At 64.6% G+C, this 14471-nt stretch carries 12 protein-coding genes; 4 read left to right on the top strand and 8 right to left on the bottom strand.

Translation table 11 applies throughout. From position 1 onward, the window contains the following. Positions 1–21: 21 nt before the first annotated feature. Together AAFF19_RS07050 and AAFF19_RS07045 are read left to right on the top strand one after the other, a co-directional pair. Entirely contained in the window at positions 22–1299 is a 1278-nt protein-coding gene (locus AAFF19_RS07050) for a histidine kinase (RefSeq protein ID WP_342721576.1), read from the top strand. Then, the gene (locus AAFF19_RS07045; protein WP_008904097.1) at positions 1280–2038 is read left to right on the top strand and encodes a LytTR family DNA-binding domain-containing protein; all 759 of its coding nucleotides are present in this window, start codon (positions 1280–1282) and stop codon (positions 2036–2038) included. The genes AAFF19_RS07050 and AAFF19_RS07045 overlap by 20 nt, the downstream gene beginning before the upstream one ends. A 65-nt stretch (positions 2039–2103) precedes the next feature. Here AAFF19_RS07045 and arsA read toward each other — a convergent pair whose 3' ends face one another. From arsA to AAFF19_RS07030, 3 genes are all read right to left on the bottom strand, one after another. Beyond that, positions 2104–3921 (bottom strand): arsenical pump-driving ATPase, encoded by a 1818-nt coding sequence (arsA, locus tag AAFF19_RS07040; RefSeq protein ID WP_342721575.1) that lies wholly within the window; start codon positions 3919–3921, stop codon positions 2104–2106. A gap of 50 nt (positions 3922–3971) precedes the next feature. Continuing rightward, positions 3972–4793 (bottom strand): ZIP family metal transporter, encoded by an 822-nt coding sequence (locus tag AAFF19_RS07035; RefSeq protein ID WP_182121020.1) that lies wholly within the window; start codon positions 4791–4793, stop codon positions 3972–3974. A 133-nt stretch (positions 4794–4926) separates the two neighbouring features. Then, positions 4927–5823 carry a dienelactone hydrolase family protein gene (locus AAFF19_RS07030; protein ID WP_342721574.1) on the bottom strand — a complete coding sequence of 299 codons (897 nt, stop codon included), beginning with the start codon at positions 5821–5823 and terminating at the stop codon, positions 4927–4929. Positions 5824–6108: 285 nt separating this feature from the next. On the opposite strand from AAFF19_RS07030, the gene AAFF19_RS07025 reads away from it, so the two are divergent. Together AAFF19_RS07025 and AAFF19_RS07020 are read left to right on the top strand one after the other, a co-directional pair. Continuing rightward, positions 6109–8487, top strand: coding sequence for a PAS-domain containing protein (locus tag AAFF19_RS07025; RefSeq protein WP_342721573.1), 2379 nt, complete (start codon positions 6109–6111; stop codon positions 8485–8487). Positions 8488–8567: 80 nt separating this feature from the next. Beyond that, positions 8568–9458, top strand: coding sequence for an NAD-dependent epimerase/dehydratase family protein (locus tag AAFF19_RS07020; protein WP_182121017.1), 891 nt, complete (start codon positions 8568–8570; stop codon positions 9456–9458). Positions 9459–9527: 69 nt separating this feature from the next. On the opposite strand, the gene AAFF19_RS07015 is transcribed toward AAFF19_RS07020, so the two are convergent. The 5 genes from AAFF19_RS07015 to AAFF19_RS06995 form a co-directional block, all read right to left on the bottom strand. Next, positions 9528–10028 carry an NAD(P)H-dependent oxidoreductase gene (locus tag AAFF19_RS07015; RefSeq protein WP_182121016.1) on the bottom strand — a complete coding sequence of 167 codons (501 nt, stop codon included), beginning with the start codon at positions 10026–10028 and terminating at the stop codon, positions 9528–9530. 7 nt (positions 10029–10035) lie between these two features. Next, positions 10036–10668 (bottom strand): glutathione S-transferase, encoded by a 633-nt coding sequence (locus AAFF19_RS07010; protein WP_342721572.1) that lies wholly within the window; start codon positions 10666–10668, stop codon positions 10036–10038. Between the two features lie 22 nt (positions 10669–10690). Beyond that, positions 10691–11593, bottom strand: a complete 903-nt coding sequence (gene yghU, locus AAFF19_RS07005) for a glutathione-dependent disulfide-bond oxidoreductase (protein WP_342721571.1) — start codon at positions 11591–11593, stop codon at positions 10691–10693. Positions 11594–11723: 130 nt separating this feature from the next. Next, positions 11724–12599, bottom strand: coding sequence for a DNA adenine methylase (locus tag AAFF19_RS07000; RefSeq protein WP_342721570.1), 876 nt, complete (start codon positions 12597–12599; stop codon positions 11724–11726). Next, positions 12586–14310 (bottom strand): AAA family ATPase, encoded by a 1725-nt coding sequence (locus AAFF19_RS06995; protein ID WP_342721569.1) that lies wholly within the window; start codon positions 14308–14310, stop codon positions 12586–12588. Before AAFF19_RS06995 ends, AAFF19_RS07000 begins: the two co-directional genes overlap by 14 nt. Positions 14311–14471 lie beyond the last annotated feature (161 nt).

The raw sequence follows: 14471 nt of genomic DNA, 5'->3' as shown, positions 1-14471 counted from the left end.
CCGGACTGCCCGGATGCCGCAATGCAAAACACGCAAATTTTATCGACCCAGCCCCCGCCGCCAGAATCTGCCCCGCCAAACGGGCGCGCGCGCAGCGTGCGGGCTGCTGCGGGCGCGGGGCCGGGCGGCCAGCCGCCGCGCGGCCGGGCGCTGGTGTTTGACGCCTGCCAGGTGGGCGTGGTGCTGCGGGCCGTGCTGTTTGTGGAGCTGGTGCTGGGCGTGGGTGCCATGTACAGCGCCAGCAACCCGGTGGAATGGCTGGCCACGCTGGCGTTGCTCACGGGGGGTGCGCTGCCGGCCACGCTGGTGTGGCTGGTGACGGCCTGCAGCTTGAAGACCATCCTGCAGCGCCTGTCGATGGTGCAGCAGTACGCAGCGGGCGTGCTGCTGGGTGCGCTGGCGGGGGCCTATGCCTGCGGCATGCTGACCCTGGTCGCCCGCCCCGCTTCAGCGCCCTGGCTGGCCAGTGCCGCCACCGGCGCCCTGCTGGCGGCCATGCTGGTGGCTGCGCTGGTGCTGCGCGCGCGGGGCCGTACACCCGCTGCCACCACGGCAAGGCTGACCGAGCTGCAGTCGCGCATCCGCCCGCACTTTCTGTTCAACACCCTCAACAGCGCCATTGCACTGGTGCGCGAAGAGCCCGCCAAGGCCGAATCGCTGCTGGAAGACCTCTCGGACCTGTTCCGCGTGGCCCTGATCGAGCAGGGCGAGTCGACCACGCTGGCGGAAGAAATCACCCTGGCACGCCGCTACCTGGCCATTGAAGAGGTGCGGTTTGGCAAGCGCCTGCAGGTGCAGTGGAGCCTGGACCCCCGCACCGACACCGCGCGCCTGCCGCCCCTGCTGCTGCAACCCCTGGTGGAAAACGCCGTCAAGCACGGCGTGGAGCCCAGCGCGCACGGTGGCAAGCTCAGGGTGCTGACGGAGCTGCGTGGCAGTCGGGTGGTGGTGCGCATCACCAACACCCTGCCGCCCAAGGACGGAAAGAACGGCAACGGCGACGAGCCATCTACCACCAAAGGCCACGGCATAGCGCTGGCCAATGTACGCGCGCGGCTGGCGCTGCTGCACGATGTGCAGGGCGAGTTCACCGCCGGTGTGCTGGACGGCCTGTACCAGGTGCGCATCACCCTGCCCGCGGCCGACGCCAAACCCCGCCAGGCCGCCCCAGGCAGAAACCGCGACCAGCGCAGCGGCAACCCCCGGCGCCGCAGCGACACCCCGCGCCGCGGCGTTGTGATGAACCCGGCAGCTCCCGCAGACACCACCCCCACCGACCATGAACATCCTTATCGTTGACGACGAAGCACTGGCCCGCAGCCGCCTGCGCACCCTGCTGTCCGACTGCGCGCAGGCAGACCCCGCCCAGCGCATCACGGTGGCTGAGGCCGCCAACGCCAGCGAAACCATGGCGGCGCTGGGGCCCACCGGCGGGCGCGCGTTTGACCTGGTGCTGCTGGACATCCACATGCCCGGCCAGGACGGCCTGGCCCTGGCCCACACCCTGCAGACCCTGCCCCAGCCCCCGGCCGTGGTATTTGTCACGGCCCACGCCGACCATGCCGTGAGCGCCTTCGAGCTGGACGCCACCGACTACCTCACCAAGCCCGTGCGCCGCGAACGCCTGCAGCAGGCCCTGGCCAAGGTGCAGCGCAGCACCCGCCCCGCCGCGCCCACGCTGGCGGCCAGCGTGCCCGAGGGCGAGACCCTGCTGATCCAGGACCGCGGCCGCACCGAACGCCTGCCCCTGGCCGAGGTGCTGTACTTCAAGGCCGAACAGAAATACGTGACGGTGCGCACCACCACGCGCAGCTACATCATGGACGGCTCGCTCAGCGAGCTGGAAGCCAAGTTTGCGCCGCGCTTCCTGCGCATTCACCGCAACGCGCTGGTGGCCCGCCGCGCCGTGCGCGCGCTGGAGAAACACTACGACCCCGAGGAAGGCGAAGGCTGGGCCGTGCGGCTGCAAGGATCGACCGAGCTGCTGGCCGTGTCGCGCCGCCAGGTGGCGGCGGTGCGTGAAGAACTGGCCCGCTGATTTTTGGTCTTTTTGGCCGCTGGCGCTTATCCAGAAAGCGCCAATAGCTATAAATTAAATAGCATTCACACCGCCACAGACAAGGGCGCCGCCGCCAACTGGCCCAGCGCATCCACCCCCACCGGCGGGGTGGCCAGCCAGGGCAGCACGTAGGTGCGCTGCGCCAGGCCGCTGGCGATGCGCGCAGCCTGCTGTTGTTCGCCCGCCAGGCGGGCCTGCAGCAGCGGGTCGCTGGTGCCCGTGGCCGCCACGCTTTTGTTGATCACCCAGGCCCAGGGCTCGATGTGGGCGCGGCGCAGGTCGTCCTGCAGTGCGGCGGCCTGGCTGACGGGCGTGACCTCGGGCAGCGTGACGATGACCACGTGGGTCATGTCGGCATCCTGCAGGCGCATCAGCGGCGTGATGATGTGTTTGGAGTTGGCGCTGCCTTCGTACTGCTGCGTCATCTGCCGGTGGTAGGCGCCGGTGGCGTCCATCAGCAGCAGGCTGTGGCCGGTGGGTGCCGTGTCCAGCACCACGAAGGCGCTGCGGGCCTCGTTCACCACGCGGCTGAAGGCGTGGAACACGGCCACCTCTTCGGTGCAGGGCGACTGCAGGTCTTCCAGCAGCAGTGCGCGGCCCGCGTTGTCCAGCGCCTTGCCACGTGTGGCCATGATCTTGTCGATGTAGGCACGGGTTTCGGCCTGCGGGTCGATGCGCCCCACCTTCAGCCCCGGCAGGCTGCCGTCGAGCTGGCTTTGCACATGGGCTGCCGGATCGGTGGTGGTGAGGTGCACACTGTGCCCGCGCTGCACCAGGCCCACAGCCAGCGCAGCGGCAATGGTGGTCTTGCCCACACCGCCCTTGCCCATCACCATGATGAGGCCGTGGCCCTTGGCGGCCAGCGCGTCGGCCAGGGACGAGAGGGGTTCGGCCTGCAGCGACGCGCCGACGACGGCTGAGGGCGCACTCAACGGCACCGCGCCACCCGCCAGCAACGCCCGCAGCGCGGGCAAGCCCACGGTGTCAAAGGCGCGCAGTGGCACCTCGTCGCGCGGCAGTTGCGCCAGCGCATCGGGCATCTGGTCCATGGCCTGGCGGCCCAGCGTTTCGATGGCGTCGGCCACGGCATCCTGCCCCGGTCGGCTGGCATGGAACACGCCGTTGATGGCCAGGCGCTGGTTGGCCAGGCCCAGGGCGCGCAGCTCCAGAGCCGTGCGTGCGGCCTCCTGCATGGGGCGGGGGTCGGGGCGGGTGACCAGCACCACGGTGGTCAGGGCCGGGTCGCTCAGCGCGGCCAGGGCGGCGTTGAAGCGGGCCTCCTGCATCTTGAGCCCCGAGTGCGGGCCCAGGCACGATGCGCCCCGGTCATTGCCCGCCAGAAATCCGGTCCAGGCCTTGGGCAGGCTCAGCAGGCGCAGCGTGTGGCCGGTGGGTGCGGTGTCGAACACCACATGGTCGAACACATGGCCGATGGCGCTGCCCTCGCTGGCCAGCAGCGCTGCAAATTCGTCGAACGCGGCGATCTCGGTGGTGCAGGCGCCCGAGAGCTGCTCGCGCACCGTCGCGCGCTCGTCAGCGGTGGCGGTGGATTCCAGCTGCGCCAGCACGCGCTGGCGGTAGGCCTCGGCGGCGGTGTCGGGGTCGATATTGAGCATGTGCAGCCCCGGCACCCCGGGCACGGCCACGGGCTGGTTGGACAGCGGCACGCCCAGCATTTCATCGAGGTTGGAGGCCGCATCGGTGCTGACCAGCAGCACCTGCCGCCCGGCATCGGCCAGGGCAATGGCTGCAGCCGTGGACAGCGAGGTCTTGCCCACGCCGCCCTTGCCGGTGAAAAACAGGAAACGCGTGGGCTGGGCAAGCAGGCCCAGGGTGACGGTGCTGGCGTGAAGGTCGGTCATGCCCCAGCTTGGCACAAGCGCGTTGCGCCGGCTTGAGCTACGTCAAGACCTCAATGTGCGTGCGCCGCGCCACTCACCAGGGTGACGATGACCATGCCGGCAATCAGCCACGCAATCTGTGACACCGTTTCGCGGGCCGTCAGGCGTTTTTGCAGCTGGGGAATCAGGTCGGCCAACGCCACATAAATGAAGCTGCTGGACGCCACCGCCAGGAAATACGGCAAGAAGTCGTGCAGCTGGCCCACCAGGAAATAGCCCACCAGACCGCCCAGGGCCGTCACCGCGCCCGCCAGCGACACCTTGACCAGCGCCATGCGGCGGTTGGGGCTGGTCTGGCGCAGCACCACCAGATCGCCCATGTGGTGCGGCACCTCGTGCGCCAGCACGGATACCGCAGCGATCACCCCCAGGCGGATGTCGGCCATGAAGGCCGAGGCGATGAGGATGCCATCGCCAAAACAATGCACGCTGTCGCCGGTGAGCAGGGCCCAGCCGCCCGACCGCGCCCCATGGTGGTGGTGTGCGTGGCCGTGATGGGCATCGTGATCGTGGTGATCGTGGTGGTGCGGCTGCGGTTGGCTGTGTTCGTGCCCGTGGTGCCACAGCTCGGCCTTGTCGAGCAGAAAGAAGAACACCACGCCCACCAACAGCGTGGCAAACAGGTCGTGCGCGCCCGCCTGGCTTTCAAAGGCCTCGGGCAGCAGATGCATGAACGCCGTGGCCAGCAGCGCCCCTGCGGCCAGGCTCAGCAGATGCTGGGGCCCCACGCTGTCGGTGCGGCCGCCCAGGCCCAGCCGCATCAACAACGCGGCCAGCCACACGCTGCCGATGCCCGCAGCCAGTGTGGCCAGGATGATTGCTACCAAAGTCATAGCTTCTTGCGCTTTATAGATAAGCCCTGAGGCCTATTTTCGTTCAAAACTCGCACCGCAGACGCGAGGGTAAAAAAAGCCGCCCCCGGGCGGGGGCGGCTGCGGGAGGCCTGCGGCTCCAGCGGTCAGGCCATCAGGCCACGCCGTGCTTGCTGAACCAGGCCAGCGCCCGCTTCCAGCCATCATCGGCGGCTTCCTTGCGGTAGCTGGCGCGGTAGTCGGCGTGGAAGGCATGGGGCGCGTCGGGGTACACCACAAATTCCGAAGCCCTGGCCTGTGGCGAGCCACTGGCCAGAGCCGCTTTCATCTTATCAACCGTGTCAAGGGGGATGCCGGTGTCTTTTTCGCCATACAGGCCCAGCACCGGCGCCTTGAGGATGGGGGCGATCTCCACGGGGTGCTTGGGCGTGAGGTCGCTGGCCTGGCCCACCAGCCGGCCATACCAGGCCACACCGGCCTTCACCGGGCCATGGGCGGCATACAGCCACGTGATGCGGCCACCCCAGCAAAACCCCGTGATGCCGATGCGCGCCGCATCACCGCCATTGGCCGTGGCCCACTGCACGGCCCCGTCCAGATCGGCCATCACCTGCGCATCAGGCACCTTGGAGACCACCTCGGCCATCAGCTTGGCGACTTCGGTGTATTGCGCCGGATCACCCTGGCGCGCGTACATCTGGGGCGCAATCGCCAGGTAGCCCGCCTTGGCAAAGCGGCGGCAGGTGTCGGCAATGTATTCGTGCACGCCAAAGATCTCCTGGATCACCAGCACCACCGGCAGGCCCGTCTTGCCCGCTGGCGCAGCCCGGTACGCCGGCACATTGAAGCCATTGACCGTGAAGCTCACCGTCCCGACCGTGAGGCCATCGCTGGGCGTGGCAATGGCCGTCTGCGCCATGATGGGCGCCGCCGCGGCCGCATAGCCGAGGCCCAGCGCAGCCTGCAGGGCGGTGCGGCGGGTGGCGCCGGATTCGGTGGTGCGCCCGGGCAACAGCGCGCGGGCGTCGGCGTGGAGGTCTTCAGAGAGCATCGGTTTCTCCAGAAATGGAACAGGGGAACCTGTGAAGGGGTGCGCCGGGGCATTCCGGCGAGCCGCCATCATCGGGCAAATCCCGCACCTTGACAGCCCCCGCGCCATTGGCCGAAGAACCCGTGCAATCGCCCGCATCCGCAGGTACCGCAACCGGGGGAGCGCTGCTAGACTTTCTGTGTACCTCTTGCCCCCGGCCGGACCCTGCGCCCAACCCGCGTTGCGCCGCCCTTTCGCCACCCGCCTGCACCCTCTTTGCACCGCCCCGACTGGAACCCGCCCGCCATGCCCGCTGCCTCTTCGCGCGAAGACTTCCTGGCCCTGCTGGGGGTGGCCGTGGGCGCGGCGGGCGCACTGGGCCTGGCCGTGTGGGCGCTGGCGGGGCCAGGCCTCAATGGCACGGGGCGCGCCGGGCTGGCGGCAGCCGGGCTGCTGCTGGGCGCGCTGGCAGCCCTGCACTGGCGACTGCTGCAGCGCACACGGCGCCTGCAGACAACGGCCCAGGCGGCGCAGCAGGCGGCCGCCCATGCGCAGGCCCGGCTTTCGGCCACGCTCGACATCCTGCCCGACGGGCTGGCGGTGTACGACGCAGACGACCGCCTGGAGCTGTGCAACGCCCGCTACCGCGAGGTGGCCCCCGGCATCACCCTGCCCCTGGAGTACGGCACTCCGTTCGAGGACGTGCTGCGGCGCATCGCCGGCACGGGTGAGATCGTCGACGCCGAGCAGGGCATTGACGCCTGGCTTGCCAGCCGCATGGCCCGCCACCGCGCGCCTTCCGGCCCCCAGGTGCAGCAGGTGCACGGCGACCGCTGGATGCGGCTGACAGAACGCGCCCTGGAGGGCGGCGGAGTCGTCATCCTGCGCACCGACATCACCGACACCGTGCACCGCGAGCGCGCGCTCGAACAGGCGCTGCAAAGCGCCGAAAGCGCCGAACGCAGGCTGCGCGAGGCCGTCAACGCCATGCCGGCCGGGCTGGATATCTACGATGAAAACGACCGGCTGGTGCTGTGCAACGACCAGATGACCCGCTGGCGCCCGCACCTGCCGGTGAACGAGTCGCTGGGCAAAACCTACGAAGAGCTTTTGCGCGACGGGCTGCGCCACGGCATCCCGGAAGTGGCGCAAGGCCAGGAAGAGCTGTGGCTGGCGCACGAGATGGCCCTGCGCGGCCACCGCTCGGGCCCGGAAATCCGCTACTACCCCAACGGCGTCTGGATGCACATGCACGAACGCCGTACGCCCTCGGGCATGACGGTGTGTGTGCGGCTGGACATCAGCGACCTGATGGAGCAGCGCCAGAAGCTCGAAGCCGCCCGCCAGGAGAGCCAGCGCGTGTGGCAGCTGCTGGAACGCGCGGTCGAGGCGCTGCCCGTCAGCATCGAGATCTTCGACGACCAGGACCGGCTGGTGCTCTACAACCAGCAGCTGTCGCGCATGTACCCGCACATGAACTACGCAGAGCACCTGGGCCGGCAGTTTGTGGACATCCTGCGCTACTCGGTGGACCGGGGTCTGATCCCCTCTGCCCACGGACGGGAGGAGGCCTGGATCGCCGAGCGCATGGCCGAGCACGGCAACCGCAAGTCCAACCTGGTGCAGCGGCTGGCCGACGGGCGCTGGATCAACATTTATGAAACCCGCACCCCCGAGAACTACGTGGTGGCGGTGCGGCTGGACATCACCGACCTCATCGAGCAGCGCGAGGCCCTGGAAGCCGCACAGCTCGCGGCCCAGCAGGCGCGCCAGTTGCTGCAGGACGCGGTGGAGGCCCTGCCCGAGGGCTTTGCGCTGTTTGACGCCGACGACAGGCTGGTCATCTGTAACGCCCAGTACAAGCTCCTGTACCCCATCTCGGCGCCCATGATGGTGCCGGGCAGCACCTTTGAAGAGATCACGCGCTACGGCGTGGAGCGCGGGCAGTATCTGGACGCCATCGGCAACGAAGAGGCCTGGCTTGCCGAACGCATGGCCGCGCACAGCGAAGCCCGGCAGGCCATGCTGCAGCGCCTGCCCGAGGGCCGCTGGGTGCAGGCGTACGAGCGGCGCACACCGCAGGGCGGCACTGCCGGGGTGCGCACCGACGTGACCCAGCTGGTGCGCAAGGAGCAGGAGCTGGAGGCCGCCAACGCCAAACTGGCCATGCTCTCGGCCACCGACGGCCTCACGGGCATCGGCAACCGGCGCCGCTTTGACGACCGCCTGGCCACCGAGTGGCTGCGGTGCGGGCGGCACCACATGCCCCTGTGCGTGATCCTGATCGACATCGACCACTTCAAGCTCTACAACGACCACTACGGGCACCTGGCAGGCGACGAATGCCTGCGCCGCGTGGCCCAGCTGCTGCAGGCTTGCACCCGCCGCGCCGACGAGGTGGCCGCCCGCTTTGGCGGCGAGGAATTTGTGCTGCTGCTGCCCGACGTGGGGCGGGCGGCGGCCGTGGCCGTGGCGCAGCGCTGCATGCAGAGCCTGCGCGAAGCGGCGCTGACGCACGCTCACTCGCCCACGGCACCTGTCATCACGTTCAGCATGGGCATTGCCAGCATGGTGCCGCGTGCAGACGCGGCCTCTGACACACTGGTGCAGGCGGCCGACGCAGCCCTGTACCGCGCCAAATCCGGCGGGCGCAACCGCTTTGAGGTCTTTGACCCGGAGCCCTGATTGCGCTTGAGTGCGCCCTGAGTGCGCCCTGAGTGGGCCCTGCGTCTGCCCGGTACTGCAACTTCACAAGGCATTTGCGCATGAACATCCTGCTGACCGGCTCCACCGGCTTTATTGGCCACACCCTGCAAGCGGCACTGCAGCGCGCGGGCCACACCGTGCACGGCGGCGTCTCGCCGCGACAGCGCACGCTGCTACCCGGCCAGGTGCCCATGGATTTCGCCCACGACACCACGGCCGCCGCCTGGCTGCCGCGCCTGGCGGGCATCGACGCCGTGGTCAACGCCGTGGGCGTGCTGCGCGACACGCGCGCGCGCCCCATCGACGCCGTGCACCGCGATACGCCCATCGCCCTGTTCGACGCCTGCGCCCAGGTGGGCGTGCAGCGCGTGGTGCACATCTCGGCACTGGGCATTGAGGGCAGCAGCACCCGCTACGCACAGACCAAGCTGGCGGCCGAGGCGCACCTGAAAAATCTGGCAGCGCAAGGCAAGCTGCGCCCGGCCATCCTGCGCCCCAGCGTGGTGTACGGCAAAGGCGGCGACAGCAGCGCCCTGTTCATGAACCTGGCGCGCCTGCCGGTGGCGCTGTTCCCAGGCCCGGTGCTGGACGCCCGCGTGCAACCCGTGTCGGTGCACGACCTGGCCGCCGCCGTGGTCGCCCTGCTGGGCCCCGCGCTGAACCAGACCGGTGTCATCGACTGCACCGGCCCCGAAGCACTGCCCATGGGCGCCTTCATCGCCAGCCTGCGCCAGCAGCTGGGCCACCGCCCCGCCACCGTGCTGCGCCTGCCAGGCCCCATCACCACTCTGAGCGCGCGCCTGGGCGACGCCGTGCCGCAATCGCCCTGGTGCAGCGAAACCCTGGCCATGCTGGGCAGCGACAACGTGGGCAACCCGGCGGTGTTCGAGCAACTGCTGGGCCGCAAGGGCGTGCACTACAGCCAGCTGGTGGCCACGGCCTGGCGCTGACATTTTTCAGGCCAAATTGGCCTCCAGCGCTTGATGGTAAAGCGCAAGCAGCTATTACTTTAGTAGCAACTAAAACACCCCCAGAACCAGCCCGGCCGCCATCGCCTCGCCCAGCGCCCGGCATTGCGCCAGGTCTGCTTCGCCGATCTGCTTGGACGCCAGAATGGCCTCGGGCGTTTGCGCGTGGGTGCACACAATCAGCGGCTCGGCCACAGCCTTCAGCCGCCAGCCGGTGGCAATGCGCGCAATCTGCCGCGCGGCGTTGCTGCCGTCGCTGCCCGCGCACACCAGGCTGGCATAGGGGCGGCCGTTGACCTGGTCGAGCACCGGGTAATAGCTGCGGTCAAAAAAGTCCTTGAGCTGCCCGCTCATCGCGGCCAGGTTCTCGGGCGTGGCAAACACATAGCCATCGGCCGCCAGCACATCGGCAGGCCCGGCCTGCGCGGCGTGCAGCAGGCGCACCGCACAGCCCGTCTCGGCCACGGCACCCGCGCGCGCTGCCTCGGCCATCTGCCGCGTGCCACCCGTGAGCGAGTGGTAAACGATCAGCAGGGTCTTGGCCGCACCCATGGCGAGATCAGAGCGACATCGACGGCCGCGCCGCCATGGCCGTGCGCCAGCGCAGCAGGTGCGGGTGCTGCTCGCCCGGCTTGTGCTTGACCACGCGCGCAAAGTCCACCGCCACCACGGCGGTGATGTCGGCCACGCTGAAGCGGTCGGTGGCAATGAAGTCGCGGCCTGCCAGGCGATCGTTGAGCATGGCAAAGAACTGCCCCACACGCACCAGCCCGCGCTCGGCCAGGGCCGGGATCTGCGGGTAGTCCACCGCACCGGGCAAGGCCCGGTTGGCCATGGCGGGCGCGCTGTTGCGCAGCGCCTCGGCAATGGCCAGCAGGCCCTCGAACTCCATGCGCCAGTTCCAGCTGGCGATCTCGGCCTTTTCTACGGGCGTTTCGCCCAGCAGTGCTGGCTGCGGGTAGCGCGCCTCGACGTACGCGGTGATCGCCGCGTTGTCGGTCAGCAGCAAACCGTCTTCCGTGCGCAGCGCGGGCACCGTGCACTGCGGGTTGATGCGCCGGTAAGCCTCGCCCAGCTGTTCGCCACTGCGCAGGTCCACCTGCACGGTGTCGTGGGCAACGCCTTTTTCAGCCAGCAGGATGCGCGCGCGGCGCGGGCTGGGCGCCGTGGCGCAGTCGTACAAAGTGATCATGGTGTGGCGCCTTGCAAAGCAGTCAGGGGGCGGGCGATGAAGAGGCTGCCGCCGCCTCGATCTTGTCCTGCGTCCTGGTGTCAAAGTCGCTGGCGTCATGCCGCTCGCGCAACTGGCTGGCCAGGTCGCCCTGCACGCGGTTCACCTTGCGCCCCCGCTGCACCGCCGGGCGCTTGGCCACCTGCTCGGCCCAGCGCACCACATGCGTGTATTCGCGCACCTGCAAAAACTCGCCCGCGTTGTAGGCCTGCCCTTTCACCAGCAAGCCATACCAGGGCCAGATCGCCATGTCGGCCACCGTGTACTCATCGCCCGCCACGTACTCGGTCATAGCCAGGCGCTGGTTCAGCACATCCAGCTGGCGCTTGGCCTCCATCGCATAGCGGTCAATCGCGTACTCGATCTTGACCGGAGCGTAGGCATAGAAGTGCCCAAACCCGCCGCCCACAAACGGCGCACTGCCCATCTGCCAGAACAGCCATGACAGGCATTCGGCGCGCGCAGCGCCGTCTTTGGGCAAAAAGGCGCTGCCGAACTTCTCCGCCAGGTACATCAGGATGGCGCCGGACTCGAACACCCGCACCGGATTGGCCGGGTCGGTGCGGTCCAGCAGGGCCGGGATCTTGGAGTTGGGGTTCACAGACACGAAACCGCTGCCAAACTGCTCGCCCTCGTTGATGCGGATCAGCCACGCGTCGTACTCCGCCCCGCTGTGGCCCAGCGCCAGCAGCTCTTCGAGCATGACAGTGACTTTCACGCCATTGGGCGTGCCCAACGAATACAGCTGCAGCGGGTGGCGGCCCACAGGCAGCTCTTTATCGTGCGTAGCCCCGGCGATGGGGCGGTTGATGCTGGCGAACTGGCCGCCGTTTTCCTTGTTCCATTGCCAGATGGCGGGGGGGGTGTAAGTCAAAGACTCAGACATGCGGGCTCCGGAGATGAAAGGGAGGCTGGCAGGCTCGCCAACCGTTGCAGAATGAGTTTATCTACGTGGCTGATTCACCGCTGGGCTGGCTCTTACGGATATCAGCCCCTTGCAATGCTGGGCCACCTACTCAAGCGGCCGTCTTTGTTTGAGGGATAGCGTCTTCCGGAACGATTAAGTCCTGGCTAAAAAACATGACTTCATTGCCTACATAGCGCCGTTGGGCCGTGTAGTTGAGACCGTATGTTTTGGTGCTGACGAGTTGGTACATGGCGCGAATTTCATCAGCATTGTCATAAGACACGATCCAATGCCGCTTGAAGCTTTTAGCCTTGATAGTCTTCGCGATCGCAACGTGATCATCATGCTCGTAATAGTTGCGGTACAGCCCTTTGCCTTTGACGTAGTAAGGCGGATCAAGATAGATCAGCGACTCTTTTGGCAAAAACTCTTTGCAGCGTTTCAACAGAGCCAAAGAATCTTCGCTGTACACGGTGATGTCTTTCGAACGCTTGGCGATCTCCACAATCCGTGCAGCAATAACATTCTTCTTAAAACGAGCATCCAGTTTGTAGGCACCGTCCTGACTCTTCCCGCCAATAACGCCCGCTTTCAAAATGCCAGAACGGTTTGTTCTGTTCATGAACAACGTGGCAAACCCCTTCTCGACCAAGCTAGCTTGGCAGTCCTCACGGAGTACCGAGCGCCACTTGAACCATTCCTCGATGGTGATGGGGGTTGACGCAAGCAGGTCCAGCAATTCCTTCGAATGTTGCGTTACAGAGGCCCAAAACGCAAAAACTGCTGGATCTGCGTCGTTGATATGAATGTGGCTTGCGTACCCCTGAAACAACAGATCGAGGGCAACCCCTGCTCCGCCCGCGTAGGGCTCTAGGTAATGTCCGCCAGCTAGGCCATTGCGCTGCATTACGCTGGCAATGAATGGAGCAAAAGGTGCTTTGCCGCCGGGGTAGCGTAGTGGGCTGTAAAGCCTATTTGAGAACATTGAGCACCTTCTTCAGTCTGACATCCAGCGTGGTTAGCTTGGCATCGTCTACGGCGTAACCATCCTTCATGACACCAAATAGTACCGCCTTGAAGTTTGCCAAGAAAATGTTAGTTGCGTGCGGATTATTTTCCACCCAATGTCTCCATGCATTGAACGGTTTAACGCTCGCAGCAACCAGCATTTGGAGATCTGCTGAATTATAAAAATCCTTGAAAATATCCCGCTTTATCTTGCTGCCGCTGTAAGCAGCCAAGCGCTCTTTTAGATCGACTACGTTACCACCGATGCCCAATTCCCTTATGACCTCACGCCCAGCCGAATTGGTAAAAACATCACGAGAAAACTGCAAGCTATTATCCCAAAAAACATCATCAGGCGGCAAGTTGTAAAGATGCTCGAAGAGCATTTGATCTGGCGGCAAATCACCGGGGAGCAATACGACAGTTTTAAACTCTTTCCCCTTGACGTACGGCTTAGCGTCAGTATCTAAACAAACAATACTGTTCACGGCAAATTCCGGAACTTTTTTATCAAGCAAATACACGTAATTCGTACAACCCATCTTGATGCCCGACATCTGATTAACAAATTTCTTTATTGGCTGCCGGTAAATCAATGCCGTGAATAGGTCCTCCGCCTCTTTGTCTTCAAAATAAACATTGACGCTCGGTAGGTTTGCTGTTGGTCCAGCGCTGACAGTTCTGGTGTGGATGTCGGCACTTATCTTCGCCCAAGACCAATCCTGCATAACCTGAACAGATCCATACGTATTACTCAAATAAACGGTTTTGAATTTCTTGCTGTATTTATGCTGACTCTGCTCATATGCGTACTCAATCATAACTGGTGAGTGCGATGTCATAACAACCTGCAGATTGAGCCTCCTGCATTCACGCTCAAGAATTTTCAGGAGGTTGATTTGGGCGGTTGGGAACAAGCCAGCATCAGCCTCATCAATCAGCAGCAAACCACCTTTGTAATCAGGGTATTCTGCTTTGAGTTTTTTGAACGATAGTAGCGCCATGATGATCTGCCCAGCATTGTCCTCGCCTGCTGAAACCGACTCATGGTTGTAGTTATCGCCGTGGGCCACGGCCGAGGTTATTGTTCCATGAGTGCCAGTGGCTTGGGTCGAGCTGCGGTTAAGTAACTCGTTGGTAAGCGCAATGAAATCCTGCTCATGAGTTTTCAAATAATCGTAGTCGATTGCTTTGTAATCGCGATCAGCAATTGGGTACAGCCGCTTCAAGCTCAAAAAAATCACGGGATGGGTGAAGTTCCTGCTTGTATTACCCGCAGCTGTGCTATTTTTTCGGATAACCGGGCGCGGCAATATTTTTTTGGTCGCATCGTCAGTCCGCGTCATTAACTCTAAGTTAGCTGTTGCTGCTTGGTCAGTGTACCCTTCATCAAGAAGAATGCCGACCGATAGCGAACCTGGTACATCAAACTTCTCAGATATTCTGATATGCTCTTTGTACTGGGATTTGAAGCCCTTACCGCTGATTTGCTTGAAGTCACGCAGACTCGCTCCAGTCACATAGTCTTTTTCAAAACTAAAAATCTGCGCCGCAATCCCAAGAATTGAAGATTTGGACGTACCGTTTTTTCCACAAATAACAGTGATGTAGTCGCCAAACTCAATATCGACGTTGTTTAACGCGCGAAATTTTTCAATTGTTATTTTTTTGAGTTGTGTTTTCTTCATATTGCTCCCCCTTATGTCTCATTGAAGTTTTCAATTCAACAGTGATCACCTCATACGCCACTAACAAAGAAGACGCAGGCAAGGAAGACGCAGGCGGTCACATCAAATTTGATAGCTGCTAGCGCTTACCGGATAAGAGCCAGAGGCTAAAAACACTCAAA

The sequence above is a fragment of the Acidovorax sp. FHTAMBA genome, assembly GCF_038958875.1.
Lineage (GTDB): Bacteria > Pseudomonadota > Gammaproteobacteria > Burkholderiales > Burkholderiaceae_C > Acidovorax.
This window is presented reverse-complemented; position numbering and strand designations above follow the sequence as displayed.

Excerpts from the sequence above, each read along its gene's own strand:
- AAFF19_RS07050 (WP_342721576.1), top strand. The coding sequence starts at position 22 with ATGCAAAACACGCAAATTTTATCGACCCAGCCCCCGCCGCCAGAATCT.
- AAFF19_RS07045 (WP_008904097.1), top strand. The coding sequence starts at position 1,280 with ATGAACATCCTTATCGTTGACGACGAAGCACTGGCCCGCAGCCGCCTG.
- arsA (WP_342721575.1), bottom strand. The coding sequence starts at position 3,921 with ATGACCGACCTTCACGCCAGCACCGTCACCCTGGGCCTGCTTGCCCAG.
- AAFF19_RS07035 (WP_182121020.1), bottom strand. The coding sequence starts at position 4,793 with ATGACTTTGGTAGCAATCATCCTGGCCACACTGGCTGCGGGCATCGGC.
- AAFF19_RS07030 (WP_342721574.1), bottom strand. The coding sequence starts at position 5,823 with ATGCTCTCTGAAGACCTCCACGCCGACGCCCGCGCGCTGTTGCCCGGG.
- AAFF19_RS07025 (WP_342721573.1), top strand. The coding sequence starts at position 6,109 with ATGCCCGCTGCCTCTTCGCGCGAAGACTTCCTGGCCCTGCTGGGGGTG.
- AAFF19_RS07020 (WP_182121017.1), top strand. The coding sequence starts at position 8,568 with ATGAACATCCTGCTGACCGGCTCCACCGGCTTTATTGGCCACACCCTG.
- AAFF19_RS07015 (WP_182121016.1), bottom strand. The coding sequence starts at position 10,028 with ATGGGTGCGGCCAAGACCCTGCTGATCGTTTACCACTCGCTCACGGGT.
- AAFF19_RS07010 (WP_342721572.1), bottom strand. The coding sequence starts at position 10,668 with ATGATCACTTTGTACGACTGCGCCACGGCGCCCAGCCCGCGCCGCGCG.
- yghU (WP_342721571.1), bottom strand. The coding sequence starts at position 11,593 with ATGTCTGAGTCTTTGACTTACACCCCCCCCGCCATCTGGCAATGGAAC.
- AAFF19_RS07000 (WP_342721570.1), bottom strand. The coding sequence starts at position 12,599 with ATGTTCTCAAATAGGCTTTACAGCCCACTACGCTACCCCGGCGGCAAA.
- AAFF19_RS06995 (WP_342721569.1), bottom strand. The coding sequence starts at position 14,310 with ATGAAGAAAACACAACTCAAAAAAATAACAATTGAAAAATTTCGCGCG.